14 protein-coding genes are annotated in these 21362 nt (G+C 61.4%); 7 read left to right on the plus strand and 7 right to left on the minus strand.

The window, feature by feature from the left end:
* Window positions 1-877 precede the first annotated feature (877 nt).
* The 4 genes from QZ409_RS10605 (at window position 878) to ggt (ending at window position 7726) form a co-directional block, all read left to right on the plus strand.
* Window positions 878-1201, plus strand: a complete 324-nt coding sequence (locus QZ409_RS10605) for a hypothetical protein (RefSeq protein ID WP_296710511.1) — start codon at window positions 878-880, stop codon at window positions 1199-1201.
* 356 nt (window positions 1202-1557) lie between these two features.
* Window positions 1558-3414, plus strand: a complete 1857-nt coding sequence (locus QZ409_RS10610) for a RiPP maturation radical SAM C-methyltransferase (RefSeq protein ID WP_296710513.1) — start codon at window positions 1558-1560, stop codon at window positions 3412-3414.
* A gap of 123 nt (window positions 3415-3537) precedes the next feature.
* Window positions 3538-5559 (plus strand): S8 family serine peptidase, encoded by a 2022-nt coding sequence (locus QZ409_RS10615; RefSeq protein WP_296710514.1) that lies wholly within the window; start codon window positions 3538-3540, stop codon window positions 5557-5559.
* 499 nt (window positions 5560-6058) lie between these two features.
* Entirely contained in the window at window positions 6059-7726 is a 1668-nt protein-coding gene (gene ggt / locus QZ409_RS10620) for a gamma-glutamyltransferase (protein WP_296710566.1), read from the plus strand.
* Between the two features lie 780 nt (window positions 7727-8506).
* On the opposite strand, the gene QZ409_RS10625 is transcribed toward ggt, so the two are convergent.
* The 5 genes from QZ409_RS10625 to QZ409_RS10645 all read right to left on the minus strand — a co-directional run bounded on the left by QZ409_RS10625 (window position 8507) and on the right by QZ409_RS10645 (window position 13877).
* Window positions 8507-9835 (minus strand): TAXI family TRAP transporter solute-binding subunit, encoded by a 1329-nt coding sequence (locus QZ409_RS10625; RefSeq protein WP_296710517.1) that lies wholly within the window; start codon window positions 9833-9835, stop codon window positions 8507-8509.
* A 332-nt stretch (window positions 9836-10167) separates the two neighbouring features.
* Window positions 10168-10449 carry a hypothetical protein gene (locus QZ409_RS10630; RefSeq protein ID WP_296710518.1) on the minus strand — a complete coding sequence of 94 codons (282 nt, stop codon included), beginning with the start codon at window positions 10447-10449 and terminating at the stop codon, window positions 10168-10170.
* Window positions 10450-10769: 320 nt separating this feature from the next.
* The gene (locus QZ409_RS10635) at window positions 10770-11648 is read right to left on the minus strand and encodes a carbonic anhydrase (protein WP_296710519.1); all 879 of its coding nucleotides are present in this window, start codon (window positions 11646-11648) and stop codon (window positions 10770-10772) included.
* 44 nt (window positions 11649-11692) lie between these two features.
* Window positions 11693-12799: an AI-2E family transporter gene (locus QZ409_RS10640; protein WP_296710522.1), complete on the minus strand. Its 1107-nt coding sequence runs from the start codon at window positions 12797-12799 to the stop codon at window positions 11693-11695.
* 184 nt (window positions 12800-12983) lie between these two features.
* Window positions 12984-13877: a transporter gene (locus tag QZ409_RS10645; protein ID WP_296710525.1), complete on the minus strand. Its 894-nt coding sequence runs from the start codon at window positions 13875-13877 to the stop codon at window positions 12984-12986.
* A 252-nt stretch (window positions 13878-14129) separates the two neighbouring features.
* On the opposite strand from QZ409_RS10645, the gene QZ409_RS10650 reads away from it, so the two are divergent.
* The gene (locus QZ409_RS10650; RefSeq protein ID WP_296710528.1) at window positions 14130-15812 is read left to right on the plus strand and encodes a SulP family inorganic anion transporter; all 1683 of its coding nucleotides are present in this window, start codon (window positions 14130-14132) and stop codon (window positions 15810-15812) included.
* A gap of 84 nt (window positions 15813-15896) precedes the next feature.
* Here the strand turns inward: QZ409_RS10650 and QZ409_RS10655 are convergent, their stop codons facing one another.
* Both QZ409_RS10655 and QZ409_RS10660 read right to left on the minus strand, forming a co-directional pair.
* Window positions 15897-17159: a DUF2254 domain-containing protein gene (locus QZ409_RS10655; protein ID WP_296710530.1), complete on the minus strand. Its 1263-nt coding sequence runs from the start codon at window positions 17157-17159 to the stop codon at window positions 15897-15899.
* Between the two features lie 118 nt (window positions 17160-17277).
* Window positions 17278-17853 carry a hypothetical protein gene (locus tag QZ409_RS10660; RefSeq protein ID WP_296710532.1) on the minus strand — a complete coding sequence of 192 codons (576 nt, stop codon included), beginning with the start codon at window positions 17851-17853 and terminating at the stop codon, window positions 17278-17280.
* A 347-nt stretch (window positions 17854-18200) separates the two neighbouring features.
* On the opposite strand from QZ409_RS10660, the gene pflB reads away from it, so the two are divergent.
* Both pflB and pflA read left to right on the plus strand, forming a co-directional pair.
* Window positions 18201-20468 (plus strand): formate C-acetyltransferase, encoded by a 2268-nt coding sequence (gene pflB / locus QZ409_RS10665; RefSeq protein ID WP_296710534.1) that lies wholly within the window; start codon window positions 18201-18203, stop codon window positions 20466-20468.
* A gap of 13 nt (window positions 20469-20481) precedes the next feature.
* A complete protein-coding gene (pflA, locus tag QZ409_RS10670; protein ID WP_296710536.1) occupies window positions 20482-21312 on the plus strand; it encodes a pyruvate formate-lyase-activating protein in 831 nt (276 codons plus the stop codon).
* Window positions 21313-21362: the final 50 nt, after the last annotated feature.

Genomic DNA, 21362 nt, shown 5'->3' on the forward strand with positions numbered 1-21362 from the left:
AGACTCGAACGCTTGGCCCAGTCAACATTGCCTCGGCAATGACGTCATTCGGCGGCTTGCGACCATAGACGGAAGGTCTGCTTCGGGACCGATTCTGTTGAAAAACTCGAAAAATTGGGCACCTCAAAAATCCCGCCAAATACGATGGCGACCGACTCTTCGCATTCAATGGCGTCTAGAAATGGATGCGGTGGTTTTCAGCGGATTTTTCGTCAAACCTACTGGTCCCCCGCATCTTTTTTATACTGGCCGGCTCAACGGGGCTGCAAATTGAGATGAGCGGCCAAAAAAGAGTTTTTCAACAGAATCGGACCGAGAACGGTCCAAGACGCGACGGCAAAGTTGCGCGAGTTGTCTTTCTGCACAGACACAATGCCAGGCGATTTAGGGAAGCTGTGTATTGAGAACAGAACTGCACAAGTGCGGGTTAGTTGCCCGGACCGCATCGGACGCACAATGGCTTTGCCATGTGGCCGGCCGCGAAGAAATTCAGGTTCGCCAGGAAAGTCGACGCAGCTTTGGACGGCTTCATGCCAAAATGCATACTTTTATTATAAAATAGTATTAATTTCAATTTATTCACATATTTTCTAGTAAATTGTCAGTTTTATTTAATATTTATTTTAAAAATTACACATATAACAATTATATTAATCGCATATCACAAACTATTTATTTACAATTTTATGTTTGACGTGCTTTATCGTTGACTAACATCGTATCATTATGCGAGTTTTGCTTGCTTAATGGCCGCGATATAATCAAAAATTAATTATTTGTATTTCATCGCGACTAAGAAGAAGATTCATCGTTTCATGCAGCGAATTGCCCAACGCAAGCTGCGCGAGACAGCTTCAACGAGCGGAGGAACCGAATAATGGCCGACCAAACCATTACGCCAGAGGACATCGCTGCTCTGGCCAGCAAGCTCGACGAAATGGCAGCGGTGCTTACTGACACGGAGAAGGCCCTACTGCTTGGAATCTTCAAATTGGCCGGTCAGGCGCTTTCCAGCCGCATGTCGACCGTGGCCAGCGCCGGGCAGCAGGAAAGCGGAAGATTGGCCGCGCCATCGTCGGGCGTTGCAAGCCTCTCCAGCGGCTTCAAGGGGGCTTTCCAGCAACTTGGAGCGGCCAACCTAAGCGTTCGCACCGGCCTTGGCGCGGCAGCGAGCGGCGTTGGCATCGGCGTCGTCTGGTAACACCGCCCGGACAAGGCATGAAGCCTCCCGGATGACAGCCAGCCCTTGCCGGCGCATCCGGGTTCGGCCAGCGCGCGACAGCCGCAGAGCCTGTAGTGCGTCCTCCTCGGCGCCGAATTGACTGCGCCGATCTCGGCAGTTCATTCGGCGCCCGCCATTGATCCAGCCGCCGTGTCGCAGCCCATCTCGTTCCAACTCTATCGCTCCCATGCCCAGGCTGCGCTTTCCAGGCGAAAGGCGAACGCGCCACAGGGTTTTCTGTCCCGAATTCCCGCAAGGGTTTTCCGACCAGGGCCGATGAAGACATGCCTCAATTACAGTTGCTCCCAGCAGACGCAGCCTATGCGGCCGCTATCATGTCCGGGCCGCAGGCCTGGCCTGTCGCTCTGGTCAACATGCCTTTCGTGTCGATCTACCGCCCGTCCCTCCAGCTCGGCCTGCTGCGGGCGATTGCGGACCGGCATGGATTTCCCGCCACGACATTTCATCTGAACCTCGATTTCGCGCAGCAGATCGGGCCGAAGCTCTATGAGCAGCTCGTCCACCACAGGGGCCGCATGTTCGGCGACTGGCTGTTTTCCCCGGCGGCTTTCGGGGCGGAGGCGCCGGATCGCGACGGCGCCCTGCTCAACCGGTTCGGCGACGAGGCCGAGTTGTTGCTCGCCGATCTGGGCGTCGACCGAAACGCCCTGCTGGACATCCGCAACCGCGAAGTTCCGCGTTATCTCGACCGGATGCTCGACAGCATCGACTGGTCCGCGTACCGCGTTGTCGGCTTCACTTCGACCTTTCAGCAAAACGTCGCCGCCTTCGCGCTGGCCGCGCGGCTCAAGGAGCGCTTCCCCGAGTTGATCACAGTCTTCGGCGGGGCGAATTTCGAGGGGGACATGGGGCTGGGCCTAGTCGAAGGCGTCGACTGCATCGACTACGCCATCATCGGCGAGGGCGACGAGGCGTTTCCGGCCTTTCTCCACGCGCTGGCGGATGGCGACGACCCGGCCACGACGCCAGGCGTGGTGTCGAAAGCCACCTCACGCGCGGCGCGCGCGCCGCGGGCGCCGTTCTCGCGGCTCGACGAGCTGCCCCTCCCGGATTACGAGGAATTCTTCACCCGCGCCGGAAGCGTGGGCCTTATCCCGGACATGTCCCGGCGCCTGGTCTATCTTCCCTTCGAGAGTTCGCGCGGGTGCTGGTGGGGCCAGAAGCACCACTGCACGTTCTGCGGCCTCAATGGCGGGACGATGGCGTTCCGCTCGAAGAGCCCGGCGCTGCTGCGCGAGCAGCTCGCGGAATTGGTGCGGCGCTACCGCAGCTTCATGCTGGAAGCCGTCGACAATATTGCGGACCACGACTATTTCGCGTCGTTTTTTCCGAAAATCGTCGCCGACCGCTCCGACTACCAGTTCTTCTACGAGGTCAAATCCAACCTCACGCGCGACAAGATCCGGCTGCTGCGCGACGCGGGCGTGAAGAGGATCCAGCCCGGCGTCGAATCCCTCAACAGTCATATCCTCAAACTGATGCGCAAGGGCGTGTCCGCCACCCAGAACATTAATCTGCTGCGGTGGGCGCAATATTACGGCATCGATGTCGGCTGGAACATCATCTGGGGCTTCCCTGGAGAAACCGAGGAAGACTACCAGAGCCAGCTTTCCATCATGACCCAGCTGGCCCATTTGCAGCCGCCAACCGGAGCCGGCCGGATTTGGATGGAGCGGTTCAGCCCGCTCTTCACCGACCGGCGCAGTTTTCCTGCCGATTTCGTGCGCCCCGAAACCAGCTACGGCTTCGTCTATCCCTCAAGCGTCGATCTGCAACGGGTGGCCTATTTCTTCGAATACGCGCTCGAAGGCGCCTTGCCCGACGAGGTCTATGTCAGCACGAGGGACTGGGTCCGCTCCTGGCAGGCGGCCTGGAAGCAGGATACGCGACCGACGCTGAACTATTGGTCTGCGCCTGGCTTCGTGCAGATCGACGATCTGCGCGACGTGGAAAAGTCCGGGACTTACACATTTCAGGGTGCGCTGGCGGACATCTACCTCTGCTGCAGCGACCGGGCCATGACCGCGGCCGGGGTTCGGGACGCGCTGAAACTGAATGAGTCTGAGGACGAGATCGCCGAGGCGCTGCACGAATTCACGGGCCGAGGCCTGATGTTTCATGAAAGCGGACATTTCCTCAGCCTGGCGATCCCGGCGACGCCCGGGCGCTAGGCAAACAGCGGGACGCGAGCGCGGCATCCGACCCGGTTGCGCCTATTGAAGCGCCGATGACATGGCCGGGCGCAGAGAGACGCCCGCGATGCGGAACCGTCCGCGACGCGAAGGGAGTGAGCGATGGCGCAGACCATTTCACTGAACAACGCCAGCGAGGAACAGCTCGCCGTCCTGCTCGGCGTGACCATGGCTCAGGCTCGCGCATTCGCTCAGCAGCGGCCCTTCGCGTCGCCAGAAGCTGGGGCAGCGGCGCTGCCGGTGGCCTCGGCCGCCAAGCTGGACGGATTGAACGTTCAGCTGCTGAACATCAACGACGCCTCGGTCGCGGATATCGCGCGAATCGCCCAGATCGCGCCGGATCGGGCGCAAGCCATCGCAGCGGGCCGCCCCTATTACAGTCTTTTCGAACTGCGGCGGTTGTTCGCCGGCAATCCCGCGGGTTTCGCCCGGCTGGCGAGCTTCTTCTCCGCCGCGGAGTTCAGCTACCAGGACAAGCTGAGCGGCGACGTCGTCCGTTTGGTCCCGGATCGCTCGCGCATGCTGGTGCGCTTTGCGGAAGGGCAGACGGAGAGCGCCGGGGACGTCGGCCATCCGCTAGGCTTGAAACTGCTGTCGGCACATTCGCAGAAGCCGCAGCAATATGCGGTCTACGACGCCGGTCAGGTCGAGTCCGGCGCCGATCCTGTCGCATCGCTGCGCCAGAAGCCCTCGGTCGAAAGCATCACGCCGAGCTTCCTGGACCGGGATGGCTGCACGCGTTACGCCGACGGGGCGCTCTGCCTGGTTCAGTTCCGTCAAGGCGTGTCGCCCGATGAGCAGAACAAGCTTCTCGCGTCGATCAGCGTCGAGGTCGAGGAGCGCCATCGCGCGGCTGGCCTGCTGACGATCCGCATCCCGGGGGGCGCCACCAACCCGGCCGCGCTCATGAAGGCGCTGGCGGCGCTCAACGCCTCCGACAAGGTCAAATTCGCGGAGCCTGCCTTTATTGGTCTGAACGATCTGGAATCGGCGGCGTTAAAAGCCATTCCTGCAGCCAATGAGACGGAATCGGCTGGACTCCAATGGAATCTCGATCTCATCCGCGCGGCGGAGGCGTGGGGCGTGACCATTGGTTCCGCGAAGGTCGTCGTGGCGGTGATCGATACGGGTGTGGAGATCACGCATTCCGCTCTCGCTGGCGGCGTCGTCCAGAGGCCTCCGTCCGAGACATGGAATTTCGCTGACGACAGCAGTCCAGATCCTGTCGACGAGGAAGGCCACGGGACTTTCATCGCAGGCCTTCTGGTCGGCAACGGCAAGATGGGAATTCGGGGCCTTTGCCCGCAATGCCGCGTCCTGCCGCTGAAGGTTCCGCTGGAAGGCACGACGCAGAGCTACGGCCGCCGCCGCGACGCAATCCTTTACGCGCTGGATTTCGTTTCGCCGGACACCCGGCTCATCATCAGCATCAGCTGGAAAACTACGGGCGACATCGCCGCCATCCGCGACGCCGTCAATATCGCCGCCTCCCGCAACGCGCTGGTTGTTTGCTCGGCGGGAAACTGGCCCGACGGCCCCAGCCAACCGCATTATCCCTCCGACTATCCTTCGACAATGTCGATCGCGGCGGTCGCACCCGACCAAAGCCGCGCGCCCTATTCTTTCTATGGCGCAGCGGTCGATCTGGCGGGGCCTGGCGGCAGCGGCTCCGATGTGAGCGCCGAAAACATCACCTCCTCAGGGCTCGGCGGATCCGCGACGGTCGACTTCGGCACATCCTTTTCCACGCCGCATGTCGCAGGCGTCGCAGCTCTTGTCCTATCAAAATTTCCTGATCTGGCCGCACGCGACCTGCGAACCCGCCTCGAGGGGACGGCGACGCCTTTGTCCGACGCCGGAATGGGCCGTGGCCTGGTCAATGCGGCGGCGGCCCTCGGCGTAAGTGCGCAGGTTGTCGATGCGCCGGTCGCCAACTCGGCCCCGGCCGGTCTTGCCGCCGTCAATAACGACGATCTCGACACCTTGATCGCGAAGTTTCAGCTTTTGCCGATCACAGCGCGGATTCTGATCGCGCGCCGACCATTCCGGCAACTGGGCGATATCCGCGGCGCGCTCGGCCTTACAGACGATCAGTATGACGCGATCGCATCCTATGGTGGCTGACGCAGTTCGAGCGCGTCGTTTGCCGCTCGCTTCTCCGCTGGTGCTGCGGGTCGCGCCACCGCCGCCGTTGCGACCGTATTCCAAGCCTCACAGTTGAGAGCCTGAGCGTCCTAGTTGGGCGCGACTGCGCCGCCGAGCTTATGCGAGGGATTCCTTGGCCGCGATGAGCCGCGTCAGTGCGGTTGCCGGCGAAAGTCGCCCCGAACGCTAGTTCATTTTATTATCGGAACGTCCACTGAGTGTGCGATGGCCGCCGCCGGGACCTTTATGTCGTAAGACCGCAACGAGACGAACTTTGGCCGTCGCAATTTGACCCCAAGCAGAAATTCCCAATCGAGACCCTCGGCGTCAGCCATGGGCGGGGAGCGGTCAAATGCAGAATCACCGGTCTGAGCACGCGCTGGCGAGAGCTGTGCTAACGTCCTCCTATCATTGGAGGTCCGCCTTGAAGCTCGTTCGCGCCCTCGTCGGCCTCATTGCCTTCTTTCCTATTGCGACGCTGGGGGATCCGCTGCCCCCGCCGGTCAGCCGCAGCTACGCCACCGCGCTACCGATCCTCGCAAAGCACGGCATGGTTGTCACCCAGCAAGCGGAGGCTTCGCGCATCGGGCTGGACGTGTTGCGGTTCGGCGGCAATGCGGTCGATGCAGCGGTCGCGGTCGCAGTGACGCTGCCAGCCGCAGGGAACCTCGGCGGGGGAGGCTTCATGCTGATCCATCGCGCTGAGTTCAACAACACGACCGCCATCGACTATCGAGAAACCGCTCCGGCGGCGGCGAGGAAGGACGATTTCCTCGACGCCAAAGGTGAAGCCGATCCCTCCAAATCGCGCTTTTCCGGTTTGGCCATCGGCGTCCCTGGAACGGTCGCAGGCCTTGAACTCGCGTGGCGCAAATATGGATCAGGCAAATTCTCCTTCGCGGAGCTTGTCGCGCCGGCTATTGCGCTGGCGCGCAAGGGATTGACCGTCGACGCGGGTCTCGCCGACTCCTTGCCGTTCGCCCAGCCGATGCTTGCGCGCTCGCCGGCCTCGGCGCGGATCTACCTGAGGAGCGATGGCGGCTTGCCGCAACTCGGCGACCACATCGCCCTCGATGACCTGGCAGATACACTCGAGACTATAGCGCGGGAAGGGGCCACGGGCTTCTATACTGGCCCGGTCGCTCGCAAAATTGTCGATGCGGTGCAGGCAGCGGGTGGGCGCATGACGGAGGCGGATCTTTCGAACTATCGCGCCGCCGAGCGGGAGCCGGTCGTCGGGACATATCGTGGCCATGCTGTCGTGTCGATGCCGCCACCTTCTTCGGGCGGCGCGCATTTGATCGAGATTCTCAACATTCTCGAAGGTTTTCCTATACGGGAATGGGGCCTCAACTCGGCCGCTTCGATCCATGCGATGGCGGAGGCTGAAAAGCTCGCTTACGCTGACCGCGCCGAGTGGCTCGGTGATCCCGACTTTGTGAAGGTTCCGCTCAAGGGCCTGGTGTCGAAGCCCTACGCTGACTCCCTTCGCGCGCTGATTGCTCAGGATAAGGCGCGCCCGGCTTCTGAAATTCGCCCGGGCGATCCGATGCGATATGAAAGCGACCAGACAACCCATTTCTCGATCGTAGACAAGGACGGCAACGCCGTGTCCAACACCTATACGCTGAATTTTCCCTATGGCTCCGGATTGGTCGCCGAGGGCACAGGGGTGCTCCTGAACAACGAGCTCGACGATTTCGCCGCGAAGCCTGGCGCCCCAAATGCTTATCGGCTCTTGGGCGGGGAGGCCAACGAGCCCGGGCCCGCGAAGCGCCCGCTTTCATCGATGAGTCCGACCCTTGTGCTGGACAAGGACGGTCACGTCGAGCTTGTCACCGGCAGCCCCGGCGGTTCGACCATCATCACGACCGTCGCGCAGATCCTCGTCAACGTAATAGACCATGGGTTGAATGCGGCGGAAGCCGAGAATGCCCCGCGCGTTCATGACCAACTTTGGCCAGACGAGTTGCGTGTCGAGCGTGGCGTTTCGCCAGACACAATCCGGCTTTTGGAGGCAATGGGCCACAGGGTCGTCGTACGGGCGGCGATAGGCTCCGCGAACACAATTGCGCGTGCAAGCGACGGCACGCTGACCGGCGCGTCCGATCTTCGACAGCGCGGGACTCTGGCGGTGGGATACTGACAGAATCTGAACCACTCCATCAAACCCGGCGACCGCCTCGGGCTACGGAAGGAGGAGACGTCCTTCCATTCGAACGGATTCGGTCCGCCATGCTCCTCATTTCTGACTCGGATGTGGAAGGTGACGTTGGGCACGGAGGTCGGCGTCAATTTTGCAACTCGCGTTCAATTGCCCCGAACAATAACGCCGCCTCTTTCCTGACGCGAGCCTGGGAATGAGCGGAAACATTTGAGATCGCTTTGGGATCAAAGCGGGTCGAAGCCGCACTGGCCGCTTCCCACCGCATTGAGACATTTATGCGGTGATCGACGACGGACCGCCTGGGGTCAAGAAACAGACTGTAAGGGTACTGGCCGTTTTTCCGCCCATAGCGGCAGTTTCGCGAGAATCGGTCATTTTTTTGAACTTGTAACCCGCGTGTAACCGCGCGGTCCCGCTTACGCTTTACCCTGTCATAGGGATGGCCGCGCTTGCGTCTCCCGGTTGCACGGGCGTGCGCTCCGGTTCACGGCTGTATATCGAAAATTGTTTTGAAAATGGCGCGCCACTCAGGATAAAACCGCGAACACCTATCTTATTGAAATTACGTTATAAAATTTTAGCGGACCCGCACGGGAGGAAATCGGTTCGAAAGCAGTAACCGCTAGCGATTTCCTGCCATGTTCGCCAGTCGGTCACCATCAGACCAGGAACGCGTTCGAACTCCCGCCGGTTCGGCGTAAGCTGGTCAAGCGGTATAAGTGTACGGCCGAGCCAAACTCGATCTCCTCGAGGCTCTCCTCATAGGTGCCGGCTGACCTCCAATGCGCGATCTCGTGCTTCGAGACTCAGCCGCTTCTCCGATAGCAGGCGGTCGAGATAGGCGACCACGCCAGTGACGGCGTTGACGTTGCTATCTTCGAGTTTCCCTTCAACGGTATCTAGCGAGAGCCGCCCGACCGCCGCATCGATTCCGGTCCGGATGGCGTCTAGTTCCTCAAGGCTGGACGCGGCCCGGATCGCGTCGATCACCGCGGGCACACGCTCCAACAGATCCGCATCGGCCGAGCCCTTTGAAAACCCGACGAACCGCCACAAGCCCACCAACGCCGAGAACACCCCGCCTGCGAGCATCGGACCGATCCAGAGCCAGTCGATGTAACGCTCCATGAATGTCTCTTCCTCCCCGTCGAAATAGGACGCGGAGGCGGTATGCGCGGGAATAACCGCGTCTTTGTCGGTGCTCGCCACCTTCATTAACGAGGCTACAGGCGCATCGGCGACCAGCTTGTGCCGGTTCTCGAACAGAAAACGGGTCAGTTCGGCCACCAAGTCATCCTTCACGGACTGGTCGGCCACCAGATAGGTCGACACCTGCAAGCTATCCACCGCCGCTGCAGGCACTGGCGGCGCTCCCGCCAATTGACCGGCAGGTATTTCCGCCTCCTCATAGGCCGGAAACGAGGCTGCGAAGGCCTCAGCGTCGTCGATGGGCACTAAGTCCAGCGACTTGCCGGTCGCTCGACGCACGACCGCCCAGCCTTCGGAAACAACTGTCGCCCGTGTTGTCGGCGCCAGGAACAGCACCGCGTCCACCTGCTTTGCATTCAGTGCAGCGGCGACCTGGCCCGGCCCGGGCGGAATTTCGACCGCCTGGAATTTGCCGCGGTAATGCTGCCGGAAAGCGGCCATGAGATCAGCATTGGCCGAGGGCGGCCCGATCAGGCCGATTGTTTTATTTGCGAGTTCGCGAAGGTTGTCGATCTTCGCCGCCTTGGGCGCCACGATCGCCACCGGGTCGCTGTGCAGGATCGCAACCGCGCGCACATTGCTGGGAATCTGCCCTTCGTTGCGAATGATGGCGAGTTGGACCTTGCGATCCTTGAGGAGTTCACGCGCCTGCGTGGGGCCCGCAGTCGGATGGACCGAAATCCGGACGCGGGAACCGGAACTGGCGAGCGCGCGGGCTAAAGACGCCGCAAAGGCGGAGTCCTCGAAACCCGACGGCCCCACCGCGAGCGTCAGGGTGACCGGACGCGTGAAATGGATGTACGCGAGAGCCAGCAAGCCGACGCAGAGCCCCAATCCGATAGATACATATACCCGGCGTTGCGTCGCGGTTTTGCCCATGGCTTGCGTCCTCGATGCCTCACGAAGCGACATGCTAAACGCGAGCTGCGGGCGATGCTATCGGTTGTCTCAATTGAACTGTCTGGGTGGATTGGCGATCATCGCATTCCGCCCAAAGCCGCCCCCTGTTCCAGCCTTGGTCGTCTCGTCATGAGCCAAATGTCGTTCGCCCATTTTTATCGGCCGGTCACGTCACGGCTCCAAGGGGCTCCACGCAGCCGTTGCGTGAAAAGGACTCCAGGCAGCCGTTGCGTGACCGGGAATGAGGAAGCGAGCATCCAGTGTCCTACATCGAAGCCGCCCCAGCTCGTCGGCGCTCGCCAATGAAATTGTCACTTTTTAAGTTTTGAAACGATAACCCGCATTGCATGGTTCTCGTCAATTTTTCCCGCGTTTCCCGTTGAGAGACGATCTCCGCAGACAAGGCTCGACACCGCCTTGATGTCTTCGATGGAGACCTTGTCAATTCTTTGCATGATCAACTCAAGCAAACTCGGAACTTCGCCAGACGGAAGCGAGCCGTCTGACCCGATTTTATCGAGATATGCTTTGAGAACATCTTCGGAGAGAGCCTCCTGGAAATGGAGTTTCCGCAACAATGTCTCGGCTCGCATTTTGGGCTCCGATTTCGCGACAACCACCCCCACGCATTCCGCGGCGCGGCATTCTCGCTCGACGACAGGACCGTCAGGATTCAAAATAGGCGTCGGCGGGCTTGCTTGGAAGGCCAGATCAAGAATTTTGTCGCGAAACTCATAACTGATCCTGGAAAGGCGGACCCGGGCGGGATCGCCAGACGATCCAAAGCCGCTGCGCCATCACGTTCGGGTCGGGCGAAATCGAACCCCGGCGAGCCAGAGCCTCTCGTTCCTGAGCGTCGCGAACTGTCTCAAACGACTGACGGCGGCCAGAGAGGCGCGATGAATTGCAACGCTCACTTCGCTTTCAGGATTGATGAAATTCGATCCGAATGGAGTACGGCATTTCCGAGTTCAGCAAAGCTCTCGATATCGGCCGGCGGATCCGCGAGTCCGGTCCACATGGCTGTGCCGCGGTGGGGCGCCCAAACCTCGCGGCTCTCGACAATATAAACGCCATATACCGCTTTGATTTCGCCGCACGCCTGGGTTTTTAGCTCCTTGTCCACCGTATAGGCGGCAAGCGCCGCGTTGACCACGATTGACGCTTCGATGAGCGCAGTGCGATACCCGGGATAGTGCACGACATCTGGTCCAAACATCTCATCCATTCGCATTGCGGACGCCTGCACAACAACGAGTATCCTATCCAGGATGCTGCGAAGCGAATGACTGGTGGCGAGCTCCAAATATCGTTTCGGATCCAGGAAGATATCTACTGCGGCGGATACTGCGCCACAGCCGCTATGACCGAGCACCGCGATAATCTTTATGCTGCCGCCCAAATGTTCAACGGCATATTTCAGACTGCCAAGGACCTCGCTTCCGAGACCATTTCCAGCGACCCTAATGACGAACAGGTCGTTGGGCCCCTCGTTGAAGATTAGTTCAATTGGCACCCGCGCGTCGGAGCATCCGAGCACTGCGGCAAAGGGTCTCTGCTTGGGGCTCTCGCCGACGCCGCCGCCCAATCCAAAATCTCGCGGATCCACCTGGATGACGCGCCTGGCGACAGCTTCGTCGCCCGCCATACTGTCTAGCAAAGTCGCAAAAGCATGATTGCCTTCGTCCAGACGTTGGCGCGCCGCGCCTGAATCTACCGGCCGCGGGCGGACTGGTTCAGTTTGCGCGCCGTATCGATAGATAATCTCCACGGACTTCATGCTCATCACCATTGGTAAATATCCCCGACAAAGCCGGGGGCTTTATGATGCGGACATTAGCCTCCCGGGGAGAGGTTTTCGTCGGGGTTCTCGTCGACCCAGCCGGTGAAAACCTGCCAGGCGAGGGCCAGCAGGGTTGCGCCGACGAACATCCAGATGATTCCGCCCGCCGCCATGCCGCCAAGCGCGCCAACGAGGATGACGGGCATCGGCACATCCACGCCGCGGCCGAGCATCAGCGGCTTGAGCACGTTGTCCGCCATGCCGGAGACGAGCAGAAGCGCGGTGTAGATGATCGCCTCGCCTGTGCCGCCGCCGCGCGTCCAGATCCAGACGATCGCCGGCAGCGTTACGATCACCGCGGGAATTTGGGCGATGCCAAGCACCAGAACCACCGCTGCAAGCGCGCCGGCCCACGGCACTCCCGCGACGAGGAGGGCAAGGCCGACGAGGATCGCCTGGATAAGCGCCACCCCCACGACGCCCAGCGCCACGGCGCGAATGGTCGCGATGGAGAGCCGCGCAAGGCGCGCCCCGCGCTTTTGCCCGGCGACGCGCTCGAAGACGGACAGGCAACCGCTGGCGCCGTTTTCCGCAAAGGCCAGGAAGATGCCGGCGAGAACAAGCGCGCCGAGAAAGGCGAGCAGACCGCCGCCGATACTCGCGACGAAGCCGAGCGTGGCGCTGGCGAGATCGCTGATCTTGGGCTGCATGCTTTGCACCAGCGCGGGCAGATCGTCATGCGCCCGGCTCCAGAAAGCGTGGAGTTTTCCGCCAATGAGCGGCCAGGCGGCGACTGTCTCGGGCGCAGAGGGTATCCGCAAGGTGTTCTGCTGCACGGCCTCGATCAGGGTCCGGATGGAATCGCCCAGCGAACTCATCAACACGCCGATCGGCACGACGAATGCGACAACTCCGAGCAGCACCAGGAGGGTCGCGGCGAGCCCGGGCCGGCCGCCAAGGCGCGCCGCGACGCGCAAGTGCAGCGGGTGGAATATCACCGCGAAAATCAGCGCCCAGATCGCGAGCGGAAGGAAGGGGGCGAGAACGCGGTAGCAGAGCAGCGCCATCCCGAGGAGAAGGGCGGCGCGGATCAGGACCTCGAGGAGGCGGCGCGCAAGGCGCCGTTCGAAGTCCGCGTCGGGCGTGGGGAACGGCGTCATGATCGAGTCACCACAGGAAATGTCTAAAATCACATGCTAAGCTGAATATTCATGAAATCAACGCGCTCGCGAACCGGGCAAACGCGCGTCGCCCATGTTTTGAGCGAAGCAACAGCCCGACAACGAGGCGGACTCTTTCTCTTCAGGGCCCGCCGGAGAAAAACAGCGCCGCGCATGAGATGCGTCAGCGGTCGAACCAGCGATATTGGAGCGTCGCCCCGATCCTGTCGAACGCCCCGCCATTACGCGCGGTCAACCAGCTTCCCCAGGACGCCTTGGCCGAGAAGCCATTGCCGAGCGGGACGGAAAGCGTCGCGCCATAGCGGAAGACGGACTGGTAATTATTGCCTGCGACGCCGTCCTGGCTGGTTCTTCCGCCCATATATTGGTTCGCGTCCAGCGAGACCCAGAAACCGGGTCCGAAATTATAGCCGATATGCGCCTGGAGCGTCCAAAGCGGTTCCTGGCCGCGCACATGGCCGCCGTAAAAGTCGGTATTGGGCGTGAAGACCCACATGCCGGCAGAGCCCTCGACGAACCAGTTTCCAATTGGATGCGATCCGCCGATTTCTGGCCTGAACGCCCAACGATGGGAGCTGACGTTGATGAGATATTGGTCATGATAGGCGCCGGTCGGCGCCACGGCGGCCAAGCTCGCGCCGAATGTGGTTTCCGGCGAGCGTCGTGCGAATTCCTCCGGCGTCAGGGCCGGGCTGCCGATCAGGTTCTGCGAAAAGCGGAAGACGATGTCGCCCTGTCCCTCGCGTGTGATTTGCTTGCCCTGTCCGTCGACATCGCCACTCAAATCGCCCCGGACATAAGGCAGGAGCACGGCGGCGGCGCCCGTCTGTCCGAACAGGCCGAAAGTGTGGCTGTAGCCAAGGGCGCCAGCATTGACCACAGCTTTGACATTGGAGATGGGGAGCGAGGCGTCGAGCGCGACGTCGCCCCAGCCATGCTGAAAACTGCCGAGCACGAAATTGGTCCCCACTGGCGCCGCCGAATAGGAGCGCGGCTCCATTTCCTGGGCGTGGGCGCGGCATGAGGCCATTGCAAAAACGATGGCGACGACGCCCATCCATGCTCGACCGCGATCTTGGATAACGGTCCCGCGCATCTCTCCACCAAGCCCTCCGAGGACCATGTCTATCGTTGCGAGGCGGCTCGTGAAAGCGTTAAAGCGACAAGAAAGCGCTATCCTCGCGCCTGTTGGGCGGCGGCCGAACGCAACTTTATAGGGTCAACGCTCTCTGGTTCGTAGAAAATTGCGGGAATGCCCGATGCGGTTGCGCTAGAATGGCGGTTTCGTGACGCCATGGCGAGGCCCAGTGTGAGTGACACCTTCCAGAAGGCGGGAAGCGTCCTAAAACGATATTTCGCCGCGGACCTGATACCCGGGCTGACGACCGCCGCCGTCGTCCTGCCCAAGGCGCTGGCCTATGCGACGATCGCGCAGCTGCCCGTGCAGGCGGGGCTGTTTTCGGCGCTGGTCCCGATGGCGATTTACGCCGTGCTGGGCACCTCGCGGCTGCTGAGCGTCAGCACCACGACGCCCATCGCGATCCTGTGCGCGAGCGCGATCGGGGAGGCGCTCGCCGCCAATCCGTCGCTCGATCCACTCGTCGCCTCGGCCACCCTTTCCTTCCTTGTCGGGGCGATGCTGCTGGCCGCGCGGGCCCTGCGTTTCGGCTTCGTGGCCAATTTCATTTCCGAGCCGGTCCTGACAGGGTTCAAGGCCGGCGTGGGGCTGGTCATCATCGTCGATCAAGTACCCAAGTTGCTGGGAATCCACTTCCAGAAAGCAGGCTTCTTCCGCGACGTGGCGTCGATCGCCACGCATCTGTCCGCCATCTCATGGCCCACGCTCGTGGTGGCTCTGGCGACTCTGGGCATTATCGCGTTGTCAAAACGCTTCCTGCCGAAAGCTCCCGCGCCGCTGCTCGCGGTGGCCGTGGGCATCGCGGCTTCCGCGATCGTCGGTCTTGAAGCCACCGGTGTCAGCGTCGTCGGGACGATCCAGGGCGGGTTTCCTGCGCTGAAGCTGCCGCAGCCCTCGTTGTTCGAGGCGATGTGGCCGGCGGCGGGCGGCATCGCCCTGATTTCCTTTACCGAGTCGATTGCGGCGGCGCGCGCCTTCGTGCGGCCGAGCGATCCGCCGCTCGACGCCAATCGCGAACTGCTCGCGCTCGGCGCCGCCAATGCCGCGGGCGCCTTCATCGGCGCCATGCCGGCGGGCGGCGGAACCTCCCAGACCTCGGTGGCGCTCAACGCAGGGTCGAGCACGCAGGCGACGTCGATGGTGGTCGCGGCGGCGGCGCTGGCGACGCTGCTCTTCCTGGCGCCGGTGCTCGCGCTGATGCCCCACGCCACTTTGGCGGCGGTGGTCATCGCCTATTCCATCGGGCTGGTGGATTTCGCGGGCATGGCGGCGATCCGCAAGGTTCGCAGCATCGAATTTCATTGGGCGGTGGTCGCCTGCCTCGGCGTCATGACGCTGGGAACGCTCAAGGGCGTCGTCGCGGCCATCATTCTGTCGATGGCAAGCCTGATCCGGCTCACCAATGATCCGCGCGTCGATGAAATACTGCGCATTCCCGGCTCGCATCGCTTCCGGGCGCGCGAGTCCGATCATCCCGACGACGAGCGAATCCCCGGCCTGCTGATTGTCCGGCCGGTGGGACGCATCTATTTCGGCAATGCCGAAAACGCGGGCGGGAAGATCAATCTCCTAATGAAAGCCTCCTCTCCGCGCACCGTCCTGCTCGACTGTTCCGCGATACCCGGCCTGGAATATACCGCGCTCAAGATGATGATCGAAGCGGAGGAGAAATATCGCAAGGCGGGCGTGGAGCTGTGGCTCGCCTCCCTCAATCCCGAGGCTATGGAGCTGGTCCAGCGATCGGAGCTGGCGGAACATCTGGGACGCGCGCGCATGTTCCGCACCGTCGAGGAGGCGGTCGCGGCCTTCGAGGCGCAAGGAGCGGCCGCCGAAACGAGTTCCATCGAGCAGTAAGCCGGTCGGGGAGGAACGCGCTGGAACCGGTTCCGCCGAGCAGATTTTGGACATTGTACCTGGCCCGCGGGAGCCTTTGCCGATTTAATGGCGGCGAGACATACCGATGCCTTGTCGGTCTTCCTGGCTCGCCATGGTCTGGTCGTGGAGATCGAGCGGCGAGGCGGCGATGGCCGCGTCGAGGTGGGTGAGATAGGTTCGAATCATTTCGATCCGCGCCTGCGGCAGCGGCGAAGCCATGAGGCTGACCAAGGCCGATCGCATTCTGCGCAAGACCTGGACCGACATCACCCCGTAGATTCGGATTTCATCGAAGGACAGGGTCAGATAGTCTTCCCATGACGGCATGGGCATCACCAGCCGAAGGACTCCGTCCGCATCCCTGATATCGCCGGTCGCCAAGCGGCTGCCGCCCAGCCTTTGCAAGAGATCCTCGATCTGGTCGATCGTCTGAACCGCCGTGGTCGGGTCGTTAATGGCGGGAGACAGGGCCTTGATCGCAATATCCACCAGGAGACGGATGGGATATTTGGGATCTTGCTCGAAAGTCCGTTCCCGCCTGACTTCGATTGTTTTCAGCAATTCATTGTCGCCAAGCGGAGGCCCGGCGCCATGGACGCGCAGAATCGGCGTATCATGGACCAATGTATCTCCCACCGCGCTGAGCATGACGATGGTCGCGTTCGCCCGTTTGGCGAGGTGGACGAGCGTGACGGTATTGATTGTAGCTATTGTGCGAGGCGCGCCTGTATAACGCAGCACCTGAATCGCCGGTCCGAGCGCTTGATCGTCAAGCGCGCTCCCTCCGGCATCGTCTCCAGCCGGCGCGCTTGCGGAAATTGGCGGGAAAAGTTCGCGAATGATGGCGCGGCCCTGGTCTCCTATCGCGTGAAGCACGTTGGAGATCTGAAGGTCGCTCAGCCGCTGCATCAGCCGCGAAAAAAGCAGCAGACTGTAGAGGATCATGATCGCCACAAAAAGCGAGGAGACGAGCGGGACGCTCCCCGACCCCCCACGATCGACCCAAGCCAGCGTGAAGAGCGCGTAAACGAAACTCGCCCCGAAAACGCCTAGCGCATGAAAGGTGATCGGATCCCGCGCGAACCAGAGCACAAGTCGCGGCGAATAGGCGATCGCGCTGAATTGCACCATGACGAAAGCCATGGCGAACACAATGCCCGTCAGGGACATCATGCCCGAGGCGGCCGCAGACAGATAGGCCTGCGCTGACGAAACAGAGACGCTGAGGGTGTAGGCCGTAAGATAAGCCTGTTCCAGGCGCGGCAGGGTGAGACCTGCCAGCACTGCCGCCCCGACATAGATCATCGGTATGAGCCATAATTGCATCTAAGTCTCGCAGGCGTTTGGTTCGGCGGAGTGGACGGGCTGGCGGGCGACGGTCCGGCTGTTTCGGACCAGTTGGAATTGGGGGCGCTTCCGCGGCGCCTCTCGCTTGCCTTAAGCGTTATTCGGGCGTGTGGTTCCCTCGCGTTGCGCTTCCCCACAGATTGTCTTTGAGGATGAAGACGCTGACCAGCAGAACCCAGGACGGAAAAATGAAAAAGACCCAGTCCAGATAGGCGTTCCCGACGAGAAGAAACGCGGCGCAGGCATAGCCAAGAAGGGCGATCCAGCGCGGGGTGAGCTGGCTGTTGATGGCTAGGGTGGACGTCGTGATCATGAAGACGGCCGCCATCTTCAGCGCGTAAATATGCATGAGGTCATATGTGAACGCGCGCACGAAGGCGAAGGTCGCCGAACCCGGAAGCGTGTCCGGCGCAACCAGATAGGCCTGAACGAGGGCCCCCAACGCAGTCGCGGCGACAAATATCATGCCCAGGAACAGGAAGCCGCTGCCAAGGAAAACGGTCGCGAAAAACTTGTCTTCCCTCGGCCCGAGGCGATCGCGCAAGACGCCGAGGAACCAGAAAAAGGCTACGCCCGCGAAGGGCAGAAGGCCGAGGGCGAAGGACACCGTCCCGGCCCCCTCTTTGAGCCAGAGGCCGGTCTCGCGCGGGTCGACGGGCAGCGAACGCCACAACAGCGCGAGGCTACAGATAAAAAGCGCGGAAAAAAGGATCCCGGCGATGGCCGCAGCGCGCGGCGTCCTCAGCCTGGAGTGAACCAGGGACGCGTTTGGGGCAGCCGCATCGCGTGACCGATTAAACATAAGTCTTAACGCCGGATGTCATTGCGCCCCGGGGAGTCGAGACGCACGAAAAAGTGATGCCACTCGTCCAACCCTAAATTACCGATTTGACCTAAAACAACGCATTTTGACATTGATAAGCGACAATAATCGAGCATTATGAATACTAAAGCTGCACAAGGCGCATAAAAAATAAGAAAAAATTAAGTAAAAACGCCATCGCAACCGGGAGAACGATCATGGAAGGAAGCGTCGGACTCAAAGAGCGTCAACAAAAGGATTGCTGGCGGGATTTCAAGGCGGGCGACTGGCGCCGCGCCATTGACGTGCGCGACTTCATCATCCGCAATGTTTCGCCCTATAGCGGCGACGAGTCCTTCCTCGTCGGATCGACCGCCCGCACCAAGGCAGTCTGGGCCAAGCTGCAGCCTTATTTCGAAGCCGAGCGCAAGAAGGGCGTGCTTGACGTCGATGCGAAATCGCCGTCGAACCTCCTGGCGCATGACGCAGGCTATATCGATCGCGACAATGAAGTGATCGTCGGTTTGCAAACCGACCAGCCTTTCAAGCGCGCCATCTTTCCATACGGGGGCCTGCGCATGGTCGAGACGGGGCTCAAGGCCGCCGGCTTCGAGCCCGATCCGCTGGTCCACGAGGCCTTCACGAAATATCGCAAATCCCACAACGACGGCGTTTTCGACGCCTATACGCCGGAGATCATGAAGTGCCGCAAGGCGGCCATCATCACCGGCCTGCCGGACGCCTATGGTCGCGGTCGCATCATTGGCGATTACCGTCGTGTCGCGCTCTATGGAATTGACCGCCTGTGTGAGGCCAAACGCGCCGAGCGCGCGCAGATCGACGACATGTGGCCGACCGACGAAATCATCCGCTCCCGCGAGGAGCTCGCCGAGCAGATGCGCGCGCTCGATGATCTCGCCGAGATGGCGAAGCGCTATGATTGCGACATCGCGCGGCCTGCGGCGAATGCGCAAGAGGCGGTCCAATGGACCTATCTGGCCTATCTGGGCGCCATCAAGGAAGCGAATGGCGCGGCGATGTCCATCGGCCGCGTTTCGAGCTTCCTCGACATCTATATCGAACGCGATCTGCGTGAAGGCGCCCTGGATGAGGCGGGCGCGCAGGAGCTTTGGGATCAACTGGTGCAAAAACTGCGCATCGTCCGCTTCCTGCGCACGCCGGATTATGACGCCCTGTTCAGCGGCGACCCCTATTGGGCGACCGAGTGCGTCGGCGGGATGGGCCTGAACGGCGATACGCTGGTGACCAGGAGCAGCTACCGTATGCTGCATACCCTGACCAATCTCGGGCCGGCGCCCGAGCCCAATATGACGGTCCTCTGGTCGAAGAGCCTCCCGGAAAGCTTCAAGCATTATTGCATCAGGGTCAGCCGCGAGACGTCGTCGCTGCAATATGAAAACGACGACCTGATGCGGCCGTTCTGGGGAGACGATTATGGCATAGCCTGTTGCGTGTCGGCGATGCGGCTCGGCAAGCAGATGCAGTTCTTCGGCGCCCGCGTCAATCTCGCCAAGGCGTTACTTTACGCGATCAACGGCGGCCGGGATGAGGTTTCGGGCGAACAGGTCGCGCCGCCCGCTCTGCCAGTGAACGGCGAGTATCTCGATTACGACGATGTGGTCGCCAAGTTCGACGCCACCATGGAATGGCTCGCGCGCACCTATGTGCATGCGATGAACTGCATCCACTATATGCACGACAAATATTTCTACGAGCGCCTGGAGTTCGCGCTCCATGACCGCGACATGCTGCGCACGATGGCGTTCGGGATCGCCGGGCTCTCCGTGGTGGCCGACAGCCTCGCCGCGATCAAATACGGGAAGATCCGGATCGTGCGCGACGACCGCGGCCTGGCGGTCGACTACGTCAACGAAAGCGAGGCTCCGGTCCCGCAATTCGGCAATAATGACGACCGCGTTGATTCCATCGCCGCCGGCCTTGTCACCAGCTTCATGAATATGCTGCGAAAGCATCCGACCTATCGCAACGCGGTTCACACCCAGAGCGTGCTGACGATCACGTCGAACGTCGTCTATGGCAAGGCGACGGGCAATACGCCGGACGGCCGCCGCAAGGGCGAGCCTTTTGGCCCCGGCGCCAACCCGATGCACGGCCGCGACAGCCATGGCTGGCTCGCCTCGTGCCTGTCGGTAGCGAAACTGCCTTATCGCGATTCGCAGGATGGCATCAGCTATACCGTATCGGTCGCACCCCAAAAGGCTCACCTGAGCGATGCGGAGCTTATCAGCGAGGCGGCCAAGGCCTTCGACATGTATTTCGGGGCGGGCGGATTCCACATGAATCTGAACGTCATCGACAAGGAAACGCTCGAAGACGCGATGGCGAACCCGGATAAATATCCGCAGCTTACCATCCGCGTGTCAGGATATGCCGTCAACTTCATCCGACTGACGCGCGAGCAGCAGCAAGACGTGATCAGCCGCACCTTCCACGGCCAGGTTTGAGGGAGGATGTGCGATGTCACACCTCGGAATCCTGGAGCCTGGCAGCCGCCATGACCTGCGCGTCGGGATTTCTCCCGACGCTCCCGACGAAGGCCAATTGCCTGACGAGGGCGAGGGCGCATTCGGTTACGCCCATTCCTACGAAACGGCGTCGCGCTATGACGGGCCGGGGCTGCGCGTTGTGCTGTTCTTGTCGGGATGCCTGTTGCGCTGCTCCTATTGCCACAATCCCGATACCTGGCATCTGAAGGACGGGACTTACATCTCGGCGCAACAGGTCATCGATCGGCTCGCCGGCTTTGCTCCGGCGCTCCGCGCGCTTAACGGCGGCCTGACGATTTCGGGCGGGGAGCCGATGGTGCAACTCGCCTTCACCCGGCGGATTCTGGCCGCAGCCAAGCAGATGGGGCTTCACGCGGCGATCGAGACATCGGGCTATCTCGGCGACCGTGTGGACGACAAATATCTGGAGAACCTCGACCTCGTCCTGCTCGACATCAAGAGCTCAGATCCGCAGACCTATCGCGCGGTGACCGGCAGGGATCTCGATCCCACCTTGCGCTTCGCCGAGCGCCTGGCCGCCATGGGCAAGCCAGTTTGGGTCCGGTTCACGCTGGTGCCGGGCTTCACGGATGATCCGGCGAATGTCGAGGGAATCGCGCGCTTTGTCGCCCCGATGAAGAATGTCGAATGGGTGGAGGTGCAACCCTTCCATCAGCTCGGCGCATTCAAATGGAAGGCGATGAAGCTCGAATACAAACATGTCGACACGCCGACGCCTACGCCGGATCTCATAGAGCGCGTGTTCGAGCAATTTCAAAACGCGGGCTGCAACGTCCGCTAGACTAGCCGGCGCCCGCGCGAATTCATTTTTTCCTCCTTGCCAGGAATGAC

The sequence above is a fragment of the Rhodoblastus sp. genome (assembly GCF_019449565.1).
Lineage (GTDB): Bacteria > Pseudomonadota > Alphaproteobacteria > Rhizobiales > Beijerinckiaceae > Rhodoblastus.